Genomic DNA, 14,833 nt, shown 5'->3' on the forward strand with positions numbered 1-14,833 from the left:
TGGGTTCGACGTCGGCGCTTTTCAGAGTGCGAGAGGCGAAACACGCCATGAAACCTTCAGCTCGATCGATTTCAACGACCAACCCATCCGTCCCAGCGGGTGGCGAAGCCCCCTTCACCGCAAGTTTCTTGCGGGAGGCCGAGTGGCTTTCGCGGACCCTGCGCGACCGCTTCAAGATGCAGGGCGCCGAGGACATCGTGCAGGAGACCTACCTGCGGGTCGCAGGCCAAACCGAGGTCCGCAGCCCACGGGCTCTGCTGCTGCGGGTCGCTATAAACATTGCCCGCGACCAGCTTCGGCGGACCATCGTGCGAGATCGCCACGCCTCCCAGGCCTCCCGCGCAGCCTACCTGCACCTGTCTCCCGCCGACCAAGCCGAGGCTCTGCTGTTGAAGCAGATCGTGCTCTCCCTGCCCGCCGCCGATCGGGAAATCTTCATCCTCAGCCGCTTCCGAGGTTTGACTTACGACGAGATTTCGCTCCACTCTGGATTGTCTATCAAAACCGTAGAGTGGCGGATGTCCCGGGCGCTGGCCCATTGCGCCAAGCTGTTGCGGGACTCCGACTAAGGCGAAAGTACACGCCATGGACGAGTCAACGACCGACGACCACGCCCGCGCGGCGAGCCAAGCGGCTGACTGGTTTGCGCGCCTTGGCGCGCAATCGGTCACCAACCGAGACCTCACAGATTTCGACGCCTGGCGACAGGATCCGATCAACCGCGCCGCCTACGACAAGGTGGAGAAGGTCTGGCACACGGCCGAACGCCTAGGCGGGGATCCGGAGATCGAGGCCGCGGCCGAGGCCGCGAGCCAACGCCGCGAGCCTCCGCCTGCCAAACCCGTCTCGGCCCTGCGCCTGCCGCCGGCGCGGGTCATCTGGACGGGACTTGGCGGCCTTGCGCTTATCGCCGTGGCTCTGGGCAGCCAGCCGCTCTGGCGGGGCCCGGCCTACGCGACCGGCACTGGCGAACAGCGTGTCGTGCAGCTGGCGGACGGAAGCCAGGTGCGGCTCGACACCCAGACGCAGCTCCGGGTCCGGTTCAGCGGCCAGGCGCGGCGCATTGAGCTCGAACGCGGCCAGGCCTTCTTCAGCGTCGCCCATGACACCACCCGCCCCTTCCTGGTGGAGGCCGGCGACACGGAGGTGCGCGCCATCGGCACCCGCTTCGATGTGCGCCGCGATCGCGATCAGGTGCGGGTGGTCCTCGTGCAAGGCGTGGTGGAGGTGCGCAAGGAGGGCGTGTCGCCAGCGTCGCCCGTGCGTTTGCAGGCCGGTGAAGAGCTGACCTCAGGGTCCAAAGGCCCAGTCAAGCGCTCAGCAGATGTCGAGGCCGCCACCAGCTGGACCCAAGGACGTATCGTGTTCCGGAGCGTGCCGCTGAGCCAGGCCGTCGCCGAGATCAATCGTTATAGCGACCGCAAGCTGGAACTCGAGCCCGGGCCGATCGCGGCCGCGCAGGTCAGCGGCGTCTTCGACGCCGGCGATACAGATGCCTTCCTCGCCGCGGTGAAGGACCTGCATGGCCTGACACCGCAACGTCAGTGGAACGGAACCTTGCGCCTGCAGAGCCCCAAGCCAGGCTAGGAGAGAATTCTGCAATCCGCGCCAGGGAGGTTTCGCGCCTGGCGCGTCTTTTCCCCTGATCCGACCGAACAGTCGCCACGCAAGGCGACAGCGGCGGACTAGAGGGGAACCCATCGTGTCGTCCATGCGTCGTCGTCGCCCGTCCTTTGTCACCTCCAGCCTGCTGCTGGCGCTCACCGCCACCCCGGTTGCCGCCCTGGCTCAGGCGCCCCAGATCGCCTTCGACATTCCAGGCGGCGGCCTCGACCAGGCCCTGATCGCCTTCGGCGCCCAGTCGCGGCTGCAGCTGCTCTATGACTCTAAGCTCGTGCGCGGCCGCACCGCGCCGTCGCTACAGGGGACCTTCACCGCCGAGGCGGCGCTCGCCCGCCTGCTCGCCGGCAGCGACATCGTCGTTCGCCGCAGCCGCCCCAACGTCTTTGTCCTCACCGAACGCGCCGCCACCACTCGGGCGGAGGGGGCCGGACCCCGCCAGGTTGCGAGCCTGGAGCCCGCCCCACAGATCGCGGTCGAGACGCCGGCCGCGCCGGCCCTGCTCGACGAGGTGGTGGTCACCGGCAGCCATATCCGCGGGACTGGACAGGGCGCCTCGCCGATCGTGGAGCTCAGCCGCGAAGCGATCGACCGCTCAGGCTACGCCACCGTGGCCGAGGCCCTGGGCGCCCTGCCCCAGGCCTTTGGCGGGGTCAGCACCCCCACCAGCACCATCACCGCCACCGACAGCCTGGGCACCAACGGCGCGCTCTCCACGGGGGTCAATTTGCGAGGCCTCGGCAGCGACGCCACCCTGGTGCTGATCAATGGCCGCCGCATGGCCGGCACCGGCTCGCGGGGCGACTTCTCCGATGTCTCGGCTGTACCAACCGCCGCCATCGCCCGCGTCGATGTGCTGCTCGACGGCGCCTCGGCCCTCTATGGCTCCGACGCCGTCGGCGGGGTGGTCAACATCATCCTGCGGCGCGACTTCGACGGCGCCGAGAGCAGGCTTCGGGTGGGCGGCGCCGACGGCGGCGCGGGCGCGTTCCAGTTCGGCCAGACCTTCGGGACCGTCTGGTCCAGCGGCAGCGCCCTGCTCTCCTACGAATACGAGCACCGCGAGGCCCTACCCTATTCGGCGCGACCCTATACCGCCACCGCCGATCTGCGCGGGTTCGGGGGGACCGACCACCGCAACTTCCTGGCCCATCCGGGCAATGTCCTGGTGCTCACCAACGGCGCCTTCCAGCCTCGCTTTGCGATTCCGCCGGGCCAGAACGGCGTGGGCCTGACGCCCTCCAGCTTCCTGGCCGGCCAGGTCAACCTGGCCAACCCCAACGCCGGCATGGACCTGGCCCCTGAGCAGACCCGCCAAGGCCTCTACGCCAGCCTCAGCCAGAGCCTGGGGGAGCGGGTCGAACTCGCCTTCGACGCCCGCTTCAGCCGCCGTGAGTTCTCGTTCCACGGCGCCCCGTCCACCAGCAACATCACCGTCACGCCCGCCAATCCCTACTTCGTCTCGCCGACCGGCGCGGCGAGCACCATCATCGGCTATTCCTTCTTCGACGAGCTTGGCCCGAGCGTCGGCGGCGGCAAGGCTGAGAGCTTCGGCGCCTCGGCCGGCGCGGACATCGGCCTGGCTGGCTCCTGGCAGGCGGATGTCTATGGGGCGCTGGCCCAGGAGCACAGCCAGACCCGCACCCGCAATGTGATCAACAGCCTGCTGCTGCGCGAGGCGGTCGGCGCCGTCGCCGACAATCCCGCCACCGCCTTCTCGACCGCCAAGGACGGCTACTTCAACCCCTTCGGGGCCGGCGGCGCCAATTCCCGCGCCCTGCTGGACTTCGTGGGGTCGGGCTTCACCGCCCCGGAATTCCGCAACCGCGTGACCACGCTCAGCGCCCAGGCTGATGGCGATCTCTTCTCGCTGCCCGGCGGTCAGGTGAAGCTGGCCGTGGGCGCAAATGCGCGGCGCGAGAGCTTCGAGCAGCACATCGTCACCTTCCGCTCCACCGCCACGCCGCTCACCCTGGTGACGCCGGACGCCAAGCGCACGGTCAGCGCTCTGTTCGCCGAGCTTCGCGCGCCGCTGATCGGTCCGGCCGAGGCCGACGGGTCGCCGCGCCTGGAGCTTTCGCTGGCTGCCCGCCTCGAGCGCTATGACGATGTGGGCGACACCACCAATCCCAAGCTGGGCGTCATCTGGCGGCCAATCCCAGACCTGCGTCTACGCGCCACCTACGGAACCTCGTTCCGCGCCCCCTCCCTCACCGAGGTCAACGAGGCCTATGGGGTGGGACCGACCTTCCTCAACCAGGGCGCCGCCCGGATCCTCACCCTGATACAGACGGGCGGCAACAGGGACCTCAAGCCCGAGACGGCGACCTCCTGGACGGCCGGCGCCGACTACGCGCCAGCCTCGATCCCCGGCTTGACCCTTGGGGCGACGCTGTTTGAAACCCGGTTCGAGGGCCGGATCGGCCAGCCCGTGCTCGCAAACCTGGCCGGTGCGCTCAACGATCCCACCTTGAGCGCCTTCGTCACCCGGCTTGATCCCAGCCGGCCCGAAGATCTCGCCCGCATCAACGCCCTGATCAGCGATCCCAGCTATACGGCTGGCGGCTCCTTCCCGCCCTCAGCCTTTGGCGCGGTGCTCGACGCCCGCTTCGTCAACACCGCCCAGGTCCGCGTGCGGGGCCTCGACCTCAATGGCGGCCTGACCTTCGAGCGCGACGACGACCACTTCGATCTGGCCGCCAACGCCTCCTACCTCTTCGCGTATTCGCGCCAGATCACGCCCACCTCGCAGGCGCGGGACCTGCAGGGCGTCGCCGGCAATCCGGCCCGCCTGCGCGCCCGCGCCAGCGGCGGCTGGCGCCACGGCGCCTTCGGCGCGACCCTGGCGGTGAACTACCTCAGCAATGAAGAGGCCCCCAATGGCGTGGGCGTCGACAGCTGGACGACGGCCGATCTGCAGCTGCGCTGGAGCCCGCAGACCCCCAGCGGGCCGTTGGCGGGTCTGATGTTGAGCGCCAGCGTCCAGAACATCTTCGACGCCGACCCGCCTTTCTACGACGCTCCCCAGGGCATCGGCTATGACGCGGCCAACGCCGACGCCATGGGTCGGGTCGTCTCCCTGCAGCTTACCAAGCGCTGGTAGGCGTCCGCGCCTCCCGAGCCAGGGTTGGGTCCCCACCTCGGCTCCGGTTCGGGAGGGCGGAATTGTCGGTCAGCAGACAGCTAACAGACGATCATGCCTCCGCCCGGTCGAGTTCACCTTCGACCCATCTGGCCCGGTCGGCGAAGACGCTGGCCAGCTTTTCATTGAGCGGATGGGCGCCACCCTCACCGGCGATTTGATCGCGAACGGTCGCAGCCAGATCCGGCAGCATGGCGGTCATCATGCTGATCCGGCTTCTTACGGGTTCAAAATCGAGGCGGCTTTCCGCGGCGAAGCGGCGCCAGTGTTTGAGGCCGATGTCACGCAGCCGATATTCGCCGCCGATCTTCATCGCCAGCTTGATGTCCTCAAACTGAATCTGTGGACCGTAGGGCAAGACGCTGGCCACGTCATAGATCGGCGCCAGACGGTGACGGCCCGCGGCGCCCAGCAGCAGCGAAAAGTTCTTGGCGTGCGCGTCCGACCCGCCAATGATCCAGTTGAAGATCGAGGCGTCGACGAGGGTGTTGATGTCCTCTCGGGGGCTGACGGACACCTCCCGAACAAGGCCAATCAAATCCTTCAGACTTGGCCCGCCTTGGTTCTGATATTTGTTGTCTGGCATGACCCCGAGGGCCTGACAGAAGTCCTCTTGGTGGATACGGCCAATGCCGGTTGGCCCCTCGAACCGGTCGTAGCGTTCGACGACGATCGCCACCTCGTCCCCAAACACCTGAACCCGCGATGCGGCGACCGGAAGGTCGAACTGGCGCAGGACCGAAAGGCAGAAGTGCTCGTTCTCGGCCTGCGCTTCGACGTCGGCCGAGGGCGGCTTCAAGATGTGGGTGGTCGGGATGCGGCCGGACGGAATGCCCCAACGGCCATCTTGGCGGATAAGGGCGATCTTGGGTTGGGCGCCTGCAAGGCTGAACTGGCCTTGATCTCCGAGGCGGCGCCACGCGCCCTTGTTGGTGCGCAGGCCAGCCAGCCGCTCGGCGACCTCCGCATCGCTAAGCCATATCACCCCGTCCCGCTCGCCGCCCGTTACCGCGTCCAACCGGTCTGGCAAGACAAACTGAACCGCGCCGGCACAGTCCTCGCCAACGGCGCCGATCAGGCCAAAGGGATGACGCGCACTGACCTGAAACCGCTTCGACCAGTCTTGGATGATCTGCTCGCTGTCGGGCAACAGACCCCATAGGAAGGCGCCAACGGCGGCGCCTGAATGGGTCGCCGCCGCCAGCGGCATCGACAGGGACACGGGCACGGCGTCGTCCCGGCTTCGCCACGCATCGGCATAGGTCAGGGTCAGCCGTCCACGCTCGTGGTCAAGCCTTCCAGCTTCCACGCCGTTCATCAGCACAGCGAGGCGGCTCATGACGGCTTGCCGCCCTTACGCACGCGATCCAGGACCGCGCTCGGGTCATGCTGACTGAGCGTAGTCTCGCTGGTCGTGGCTTTGCCGGTGTCGAGGGTGAATTTCAGATCAAGAGCGTTCAGCAGCCGCAGCAGCAGACCGATACCCGCCCCGGCCTTTCCGTTCTCAACCTGGATCAACCATTGACGACTGACGCCAACCCGGCTGGCGAGTTCGGCTTGATCGAGACCCAGCAGCTTGCGGCGTTCTCGGATCGCCGCGCCGATGTCACGATGTGTGGTGATCAGCATCGCCAATTGTCCGCGATCGTTTACATGATAAGATGTCTACTATCGTAGACAAATCGCGATGTCAACGATCGTATACATCCCGAAATGTCTTAGATAGTTGACATCAGACGCGGCGCCACGTCCCCATCACCCGCTCGATCAGGCTCGGGGGGGCAGCCCCGTCAGGTTGTTCGCCCCGGGGGTGGGTTTGAACTGGTGGGACCGCCTCGGCGCCCCCCCGGCTCCACCGCGACATCGAGAGCCCGCCGCCAGGGTCAACTGCGACCTGAAACGTCTCTACCTCCGGCCGTCATGACGAGGCCAAGGGGCTTCTCCCTTGACGGCGGGGGACCTTCACGTGCAGTCGGCATCTCACCATCGCAGGTCTAGGATTGGGGCCGCCTGGCTTGGCGCCCTGTTGACGCTGAAGGCGTCGTGGGCAGTCGCGGCGCCTGCCTTGTCGGCCAAGCTCGGCGCGCCGCAGGTGGGCCCACCCGCCGAGCGCGCCTGGACGATGGCCGACATCATCGAGGTGACGCGCATCACCAGCGTCGCCATCAGCGCCGATGGCGCTCGCTACGCCTTCATCCTGAAACAACCGTCCGTCGCCGCCGACGCGAGCCGCTACGGTCTCTATGTCGGACGCTTCGCCGGCGGCGCGCGGAAAGTGACCGAGAGCGCCTTCCTGGCGGATCTGCAGGCCAGGCCGGGGCGCCCCGTCTGGAGCCTCCGCGGCGACTTTGGCCAAGGCGTGCAGGTCTACGACGTCGATGACCATGGCCGACGCAGAGCGCGGGTGATTCACCGGCCGCTACGCGCCGGCGGCGCCGACAGCCTGGCGCCCAGCGCCAGCGAGCCGGCCCGGCTGACCGGCGTCCTGGCCTACGGGTGGAACCAGACAGGCGACGCCCTCTGGTACGCCAGCTTGCGGCCGCGCTCACCGGCGGCGCAGCAGGCCTGGCGCAGCCAGGGCCTGACCTATGTCGACAGCCAGACCACCCCCACCGACTTCTATGCCGAACCGCCCGCCGAAGCCGTCGAGCTGAGGATCCGGAATGTCGGGGCGCGCGAGGACGTCCTGGTGGCCGAGGCCCTCGGCGACCGCACAAGCGCCTCGACGGCCTTCCAGGGGGGAAAGGTCTCCTGGCGCGGAGCCAACCTGATCTACCGCCTGGATGGGCTGTCGCCGTCGGGCAAGCCCACCCAAGGTCTCTGGCGCTACGACACCGCAAGCCGCAGCGCCCACGCCCTGCCCGTCCAGGCCGCCATCGGCGCCCTGGCGAGCGCGCCCACCGCGCAGGGCGAACTGCGCCTGGCGCGAACGGACGGCGACGGGCACGACCTCATGGAGGTGACACCCGGCCGCAGATCCAACCTCGGCCCCGTGGCCTATAGCGCGCTGGGTGGAGCTCTGGGGGCCTGGCGCACGGCCAACCAGACCCTCTACGGGATCCGCCTGCCCGATCGGTTTGGCCTGGCGTCCTACCCGGCGCCCACCCCCCTCCAAGCGATCCCTGACAGTCTTCACCCCTGCGCCTTTGATGCCGACCTGCGGATCGGGGTCTGCAGCCGTGAAAGCCTGACCCAGGCGCCAGAGTTGGTGAGCGTTTCGCCCACCACCGGCGCGGTGAGCGTCCTTGTCCGCCCCAATGCTCGCTATGACGCCATCAAGCCCTTGCGCAGCGAGCCGGCGACCTGGACCAATCGTTTCGGCTCCACCAATTCCGGCTACGTCACCTATCCGCGCGACTATCAACCCGGCCGGCGTTATCCCGCGGTCGTCATCACCCACGCCAGCGACGCCAAGAACCTGTTCGCCGCCGAGACCTTCCAGTGGGCCTTTCCACTGCAGGTGCTGGCTGAACGCGGCTACGTCGTGCTGTCGGTCAATGAGTCCACCAAGGACCTGACCGTCTCCGACGCCTATGGCGCGGCCAGCAGCGATGTCGATCCCGCCCGGATGCAAGCGGGCATGGGCCTGGACGCCGTGGCCACCCTGGAGGCGGCCGTCGCCGACGTGGTGGCGCGCGGTCTGGCGGACCCCGCCCGCGTGGGCATCGCCGGCTACAGCCGCGGCGGCATTGTCACCACTTTGGCGCTCAGCCAGTCAAAGGTCTTCGCCGCCGGCATCAATGCCGACACCGCCTTCTTCAGTGCTGGCGGCTTCTTCCGCGGCGGCATGGTGCGCGAACTTTATCGGGGCCTGTTCGGAGGCTCCCCGTTCGATGCGAAATATGCCCCGGCCTATCGCGCCTTCTCCCCTTCGGCCCGCGCCGACCAGTTCTCCGGCCCCCTGCTGCAGATGTTCACCGGCCGCACGGCGGCCACGGCCCTCGAACTTGACCAGGCCCTGAGGGAGGCCAAGATTCCGACCAAGCTCATTGTCTATCCCGGCGAGACCCACATCCTGCATAGGCCGCGGACCATATTGGCGGCGATGGAGGCCAGCCTGGACTGGTTTGAGCAGTGGCTCGGGGGCGGGTGCACGCCCCGCGCGCCTCGGTGCGGCGACAGGGCTCTGCGCGCTTCAGCGCCGCCCCCGCCAGGCCCTGCGGGCTGATGCCTTTTCCACCCGCCCGCTCGCCAGGTCTGGAGCCCGTCCGCGGGCCTCATGATGAGCTGCCACCTCGGCGATGTTGGCGACCTCTAAGCGGTGACAGCGCTGACCCGTGGCCGTCGAAGGACGTGCCGACGAGCGCACCAAGCCATCTGTCCTGGCTCAAGTCGTCCCGGCGCTCGCCACTCTGCTGAACGACGCCCAGCGCTCGGACCGCAAACCCAATCGAACGCCGGCTTTCGTCGACACCTTCAGCGACCGCGGCCACCCTCGGCGACGCCCCGGCGTCGCATGAGATCGCCGACTGGAATCCCGTCCAAGGTGCAGCGAGCGACCACCCGGTCGTAGGACCGCCGCCCCGCCCGGCAGGCCAGGCTGCGGCCCCGGGTCAGCTTTTCCAGGGTCGCCTTGGCCTCAGCGCCGCCGTTCGCATGAAGCTCAGGCGCGTAGAAGTCCTCCAGTCGCACCTCGATCCAGCTCGCCGGATTGGCCGACGGCCCGAGACAGAGGCTGTCTCCATCTCCGACGTATCGCACCGGCCCGAAGAAGTTCGCGCCTGGCGAGGGGAGCGGGGCGCGGCAGGGATCAGCCTGCGCAACAGCCGGTGTGAACATGATGACGGCGAGTGCGAGTGCGCGGAGCATGGATCGAAATTCCTTCGGATGGTCCGCAGCATCGGCTGGGCGCAATTGGCGTTGCATGAACAATCAAGCTTAGCGCGGCGCGACTTGGCTCCGGATCCTCGCCTCCCACCTCTGAGCCCACGCCTCGAGCACTGCGGCAAACAGGATTGAGACATAGTCCGCGCCCCAGGCCAGCTGCTCAGCGGTCAGCAAGGCCTCGAGCCTCTCTCGGTCGATGATCCCCTGCGCCGCCAGCCGGCCCTCCAGCAGAAATGACCGCAGGAAGGGAAGGCTGGCGGCGACCCAGCGCCCATAGTGGCCAGTCATGTCACCCTTGGAACGACGCTGAACCACGGCGTCTGGCAGGCGCCTGGAAAAGGCCTGTCGCGCCAGGGCGCGATCGCGTTGCAGCTGGGTCAGGACATCGGTCGGAAGACCCAGACTATACTCGACCAGGGGCTGGGCGAGCAGAGGATGCAACAGGTCGGCGTCGCGCGCCCGCTGACAATCGCCGGTCACCAGTTGCGACTGAACCAGCCGCTCGATCTGCTGGCGTTTGCCGGGCGCCACCCCGTCCAGGTCACACAGCCACGGATGGGGCGGAACCTCCACCGCGCGAGCCTCCCGGGTCAGGAAAGCGGGCCCGGAGGGCGCCCGCGCGGGGCGGGCCTTGGCGGTTCCGCCAAGAGCCTGACGCAGGACCGACCAGGCTGAGCTCCCCGTCCAGTCGGCCAAGGCTCTCACCGCGCCTGCCCGCAGAGCAAGGCGACCTTCGCGTCGCATCTGGTCGGCCAGGGCGAGCGGCGTCAGCCGCTGCAGGAAGACCGCATCGCCGCCCTGACCGGTGACGATGGCCTTGGCGCCCAGCTGAACGCAGCGCTGCGCCACATCCTGGTCGCGCAGATAGTCCAGGCCCATCAACGAGGGCCGCACGCCACCGGCGTTGGCGGCCAGTCCCTCGAGGTCGATCGGCCGGCTGGGTTTGGCGACACAGGTGATCTCCAGGCCATAGAGATCACCGATGGACTTTGCGAAGACGCGCTCGTCACTCTCGGCGCCAGCCCCGTAGTAGTTCAGCCACTGCACGACCTCGACCTCTTCCAGTCGGGCCAGGGCTGAGGCGACGATGGCGGAGTCCAGGCCCCCGGACACCTCGGCCAGGACCGGGCCGCGGTCCCGGGTCATGCACCTCAGCGCTCGGTCGACATGGCGAACCAATCGACTCTGGGCGAGGGTCGCGGGTTCCACAGGAGCGCCGACGAACATGGCCGGGGCCCAGATCGGCGTACGCGTCTGGCCGCCCAGAGCGACAAGCTCCCCAGGTTCGATGGCGTTCACGCCCCGCAAGGCCAAGGGTCCGCTGACGCTGGACGGCGAGGCCAGATACCCGGCGATCCTGCCCCAATCGAGCGCAAGGGGTGGCCCCACGGCATCGAGGATCTCTGGGGTCAGTCGGGAGGCGATCATCGTCAGGGCGCCACAGCGCCAGGTCAGGGCTTCAAGGCCGCCCGAGGAATCGCGAAAGATCGCTGGGGCTTCGGTGTCGGTGAGGATGGCGACATATCGACCCCAGGCGCCGGCGCAGAGCGCGCGTGCGGCCGTCGAAGCGCCGGCCGACCGGCTCAGCAGACCATCAAGGTCGGGGGCCTCATCTCGGCCGGTGGCCCACAGGTCACCGATGATCAGGCCACGACTGTCGGCCAGGTGATGTAGCCTTGGTGGCCGCGCGATCGGCGTCAGCAGGGCGAAATCGGGGGCGCGCATCGCCCACCGCCAACCCCCGTGACCCACGACCTCGGCCTCCAGACGATCCAGCACAGCTTGAGCCGGCGCCTGACCCAGATCCCCCCAGATGACCAGATAGTCGGACATGGACGATCACGCCGTCATCAGCGGCTCGTAGGCCGCCAGTCGCGCTAGGGGGTCGTCGAGCACCGTCGCCCCGATCTGCAGCCAACAATGAGCCTCGAACGGATAGGTGCGGACACCAAACACCCAGGCCGCATCACAACCGGCCGCGCGCAGCAGGGTCAGGAGCAGGAAGGCGCGATGCAGACACTGCCCGCGCCCGACCGCCCAGGGCCAGCGCCGTTGAAAACGCGCGATGACGGCGAGCGCCGTCTCGCTGGGCTCGGCGGCGGGATCAAGCGGGGCCGGACGCGCCTGGGCCCAGCCGATGAGTTCGGCGAACGGCCGCCGATAGCGGCGCGACGAGGCCCGAGCCCAGGTGAGCGTCAAGCCGCCCAGAATGTCCAGGACCGCGACAGGTCCTGCCGCGCGACCCAAAGCCCGCGTGGCCCGGGGCGACAGGGTGCGGGCGACAGGCGCCTGGCCTGTCAAACCCGCCTCCTGCAGCACCAGGGCCAGGCCAGGATCGGTCAAATCGATCTGCGACCGATCTTCACTCAATCGGCCCGCAGCCGCCGCGCCGGCCAAGCAGGCATAGGTGTCGCGCGCGACGTCCAGGAACACCAGGTCTGCGCCGACGGCGGCGCCATGCGCCGAAGGCGCGAGCGGCGTCATCATTGGAAGTCTCCAGGAGCCACACAGGGCGAAGCTGGCGCCGGCTTTCGCCGGCGCCAGGGCGTTCAGCCGAAGTAACGCAGGGCGTCGTCTTCGACCTTGTTGCCTTCGATCTCGCCTTGGGTGAGCGCCTTGGCGCGGCCCAGGGTGATGAGCTTGAAGATGGACATGGGATGCTCCTCATCTGTCGCCGCAAGTGGCGACACGGCGATCTGAGAACTCGCGCTGGCCGTGCACAATCTATATCGCACCTATATTGCGAGTGAATGCTGGTCGCGTTGGGCGCGCGCAAGGGCCTCGGCCGCGGCCCGCCGGCGACCATGGAAGGCGGAGACAAGCTCTCCGCAAACCATGAGGCTTGGGGCGTGGAGGAGGCCTTCGAGCAGAAGGGACGCTTCATCATCGACGTCGGGAAACACCATCGGCTCCACGCGGCGAGCCGGCGCCAGGCGGTCGGCCAGGTTCTGCTGCCAGGCCACGATATGTCGGTTGCCACAGGCGGCGACCATCCGCCGGAAGACCGCCTCAACCTGATCGGCGACACCGTCGCCAAGCGGGAGGCTCCCCTCGCCGCCGCGCCAAGCCCTGACCCGACCAGGGGCCTTTAACTGGATCCGCAGGCTGGCGAGAATGGCGCTGAGGTGAGCCTCATAGAGGTCGGCCAGCTCCACCGCATCGGGTGGCCAGACGCGATAACCGCCGCCGTCTCGCGGCGCGACCAACCCTTCGCCAGCCAGCCGCGCCAAGGCTTCGCGCACCGGGGTCGGGCTCAGCCCCAGAGCTTGGGCCACGGCGCCAATCGGCAGGGCCTGGCCGGGCGCATAGGCGCCCTGGATCAGGCCCTCACGAAGATGACGAAGCGCCAGGCCAATGGGGTCGGGCTTTAAACTCAAGGTCGAACCGTTTGTCACGCCGCGGACACAGATAGCGACGTGGCCGAACTAGTCGGAGCGCTGACGGGCGCCAACCGTTCGGCATCGACGGTTCAGGATATATCTCGGAAATAGCACCCTGAGCCGCAAGAGAGTTGCGAACGGCGAGGCGCCGCCCAGATCCCTCGGCAGGCGTTTGGGCTGCGCCCCACTTGGCTGGGGTTTGCGCTTAGGTGTCCCGGCGCCGCTCGCCCGGGATGCGGATTCTTACTGCGGCGAAGCCGCCACGGGTCATGGCGGCGCAGCGCTCTGGCCTGGGGACCGCAGGCTTCCGGTGAGCGGCGCTGTGGCTCCCCCCCTTACTCGCCGTCGTAATGGGCGGCGAAGACGGCCACCGGCTCGGCGTCGGGCTCTGGCGGGCCGCCGATCGCGGCGTGATCGCGGACAAGGGCCGCGCGCTCGGCGATGGCGGCTGCGAACCGAGCCAGACCTGCTCCGCCCGCCGGCATGGCGGCCACCTCCTCCACCGCACCAGGCAGCTCGGTCAGCACGCGCTCGGCCCCACGGACGACGCGGCGCGCCGTGGCCGGGCCAGCCAGGCCGGCCTCCTGGGCCATGCGACGCCAGTGGCGGCCATAGATATGGCTGCCCCGCTGCTGGCCGCCGATGTCCTGGGCGTGGTTGGGCGTGATGTTGGGCCAATCGAGGCCGGACATCAGATCGTAGAGCAGGGCCAACTCCGCCCGGCCAGGGCTCAGCAGGATGGAATAGTTCTTGGCATGACTATCAACGTCGCCGACCGCCACATTGAAGATCCGCCCGCCAAACCTCCTCATAGCGGAGCCTGAGCGCGCCGTTGTCGGCCTCAATGGTGGCGACCAAGGTCTCGTCGTGGACGACTGGCAGGCTCACGACGCCGGCCCGTTGGTTTCGCTATCTGCGGCATCCACCAGACGCATCCCCGCCGCCTTCGCCGCGGCGAGCGCCTTGTCGAGCTGGGCCGTCGGCTTGCCGCGCTCAAGATCGACAATGAACCGCTCGCCGACGCCGATCGCCAGAGCAAGATCGCGTTGCGTGATCCCGAGCGCCCTACGCGCACGGGTCAGGCGAAGTCCGAATTCCTGAGAGGTGCTGATCATCTGAAATCTTCCCGAGCGGTAAGAAAGGACGAATCCCCCCGTCGCTTTCAAGCCAATCTTACCGAGCGGGAAGAACGTCACCCCCACGAGGTCTTCGCGACGGCTGTGCGACCGCTTCCGCAAAGAACTTGCGGAGCACCCGACCTTGCGACTGAAATTGGTGGAACGGTGGCGGCAACGCACAGTTGAACAACCCTGACGTAATATCCTGAAGACCAAACATCTCAGGATTGAGCGAAGGGTTTCAGTTCAAGTATGAAGTCTCCTGACATCGACAGCTCACCAGGGGCGGTTCTGTCACGGGCGCTGCGTGGCGTTCGAGGATTGCGCGGCCTGTCCCCCACAGAGATCGCCAAGCGCATGGGCGTGTGCAAGCGCACCTATGAGTACCTGGACGCCGGAACCGGCCGCATCCGGCTCGATCGCATCCTGGCCTTCGCTGACGCGACGGACAGCGACGCGCTGGCGATCCTCACCTCGGTGATCACAAGCGCCGATGAAATCGCCGTGCGGTGCGCCGATTCCAAGCTGTTCTATGTGTTCAAGAGCGCGTTGGTGAAACTCAACGCCGAGCTGGGCGAAGACTTGGCGCTGCTCACCGCGCGCGACTGCTTCCGGGCCTTCGATGCGGCGATGGAGAGCTTGGCGGCCGCCGCCCGCAATCGCCGCGCCGCCGCCGAGACTTTCCGCCAGGAGTCGGCGGAGCCCGACGTCCCACCCACCCGACCAAACCCCGCCTGACGACGAGA

At 68.0% G+C, this 14,833-nt stretch carries 13 protein-coding genes; 5 read left to right on the plus strand and 8 right to left on the minus strand.

The window, feature by feature from the left end:
* The first annotated feature begins 47 nt into the window (after positions 1-47).
* The 3 genes from ACO06I_RS09685 to ACO06I_RS09695 all read left to right on the plus strand — a co-directional run bounded on the left by ACO06I_RS09685 (position 48) and on the right by ACO06I_RS09695 (position 4,723).
* Entirely contained in the window at positions 48-569 is a 522-nt protein-coding gene (locus ACO06I_RS09685; RefSeq protein WP_421932366.1) for an RNA polymerase sigma factor, read from the plus strand.
* Positions 570-585: 16 nt separating this feature from the next.
* Positions 586-1,587 carry a FecR family protein gene (locus ACO06I_RS09690; RefSeq protein WP_421932367.1) on the plus strand — a complete coding sequence of 334 codons (1,002 nt, stop codon included), beginning with the start codon at positions 586-588 and terminating at the stop codon, positions 1,585-1,587.
* A 124-nt stretch (positions 1,588-1,711) separates the two neighbouring features.
* The gene (locus tag ACO06I_RS09695) at positions 1,712-4,723 is read left to right on the plus strand and encodes a TonB-dependent receptor plug domain-containing protein (protein ID WP_421932368.1); all 3,012 of its coding nucleotides are present in this window, start codon (positions 1,712-1,714) and stop codon (positions 4,721-4,723) included.
* Positions 4,724-4,814: 91 nt separating this feature from the next.
* Here ACO06I_RS09695 and ACO06I_RS09700 read toward each other — a convergent pair whose 3' ends face one another.
* On the minus strand, positions 4,815-6,101 hold the full coding sequence (locus ACO06I_RS09700) for a type II toxin-antitoxin system HipA family toxin (protein ID WP_421932369.1): 1,287 nt from the start codon (positions 6,099-6,101) through the stop codon (positions 4,815-4,817).
* On the minus strand, positions 6,098-6,391 hold the full coding sequence (locus ACO06I_RS09705; RefSeq protein ID WP_421932370.1) for a helix-turn-helix transcriptional regulator: 294 nt from the start codon (positions 6,389-6,391) through the stop codon (positions 6,098-6,100). Before ACO06I_RS09705 ends, ACO06I_RS09700 begins: the two co-directional genes overlap by 4 nt.
* Positions 6,392-6,827: 436 nt before the next feature.
* On the opposite strand from ACO06I_RS09705, the gene ACO06I_RS09710 reads away from it, so the two are divergent.
* Positions 6,828-8,930 (plus strand): alpha/beta hydrolase family protein, encoded by a 2,103-nt coding sequence (locus tag ACO06I_RS09710; RefSeq protein ID WP_421932371.1) that lies wholly within the window; start codon positions 6,828-6,830, stop codon positions 8,928-8,930.
* A gap of 248 nt (positions 8,931-9,178) precedes the next feature.
* Here the strand turns inward: ACO06I_RS09710 and ACO06I_RS09715 are convergent, their stop codons facing one another.
* From ACO06I_RS09715 to ACO06I_RS09740, 6 genes are all read right to left on the minus strand, one after another.
* Positions 9,179-9,571 carry a thermonuclease family protein gene (locus ACO06I_RS09715; RefSeq protein ID WP_421932372.1) on the minus strand — a complete coding sequence of 131 codons (393 nt, stop codon included), beginning with the start codon at positions 9,569-9,571 and terminating at the stop codon, positions 9,179-9,181.
* Positions 9,572-9,640: 69 nt separating this feature from the next.
* Positions 9,641-11,422, minus strand: coding sequence for an asparagine synthase-related protein (locus ACO06I_RS09720; protein ID WP_421932373.1), 1,782 nt, complete (start codon positions 11,420-11,422; stop codon positions 9,641-9,643).
* Between the two features lie 6 nt (positions 11,423-11,428).
* A complete protein-coding gene (locus ACO06I_RS09725; RefSeq protein ID WP_421932374.1) occupies positions 11,429-12,076 on the minus strand; it encodes a lasso peptide biosynthesis B2 protein in 648 nt (215 codons plus the stop codon).
* A gap of 248 nt (positions 12,077-12,324) precedes the next feature.
* Positions 12,325-12,966, minus strand: coding sequence for a GntR family transcriptional regulator (locus ACO06I_RS09730; protein ID WP_421932375.1), 642 nt, complete (start codon positions 12,964-12,966; stop codon positions 12,325-12,327).
* A 338-nt stretch (positions 12,967-13,304) separates the two neighbouring features.
* Positions 13,305-13,751, minus strand: a complete 447-nt coding sequence (locus ACO06I_RS09735; protein WP_421932376.1) for a HipA domain-containing protein — start codon at positions 13,749-13,751, stop codon at positions 13,305-13,307.
* Positions 13,752-13,853: 102 nt separating this feature from the next.
* Positions 13,854-14,084, minus strand: coding sequence for a helix-turn-helix domain-containing protein (locus tag ACO06I_RS09740; protein WP_421932377.1), 231 nt, complete (start codon positions 14,082-14,084; stop codon positions 13,854-13,856).
* 255 nt (positions 14,085-14,339) lie between these two features.
* Here ACO06I_RS09740 and ACO06I_RS09745 point away from each other — a divergent pair, with 255 nt between their 5' ends.
* Entirely contained in the window at positions 14,340-14,825 is a 486-nt protein-coding gene (locus ACO06I_RS09745; RefSeq protein ID WP_421932378.1) for a helix-turn-helix domain-containing protein, read from the plus strand.
* Positions 14,826-14,833 lie beyond the last annotated feature (8 nt).

It is taken from the genome of Phenylobacterium sp. (assembly GCF_965229015.1).
In the GTDB taxonomy this organism is placed as follows: domain Bacteria; phylum Pseudomonadota; class Alphaproteobacteria; order Caulobacterales; family Caulobacteraceae; genus Phenylobacterium.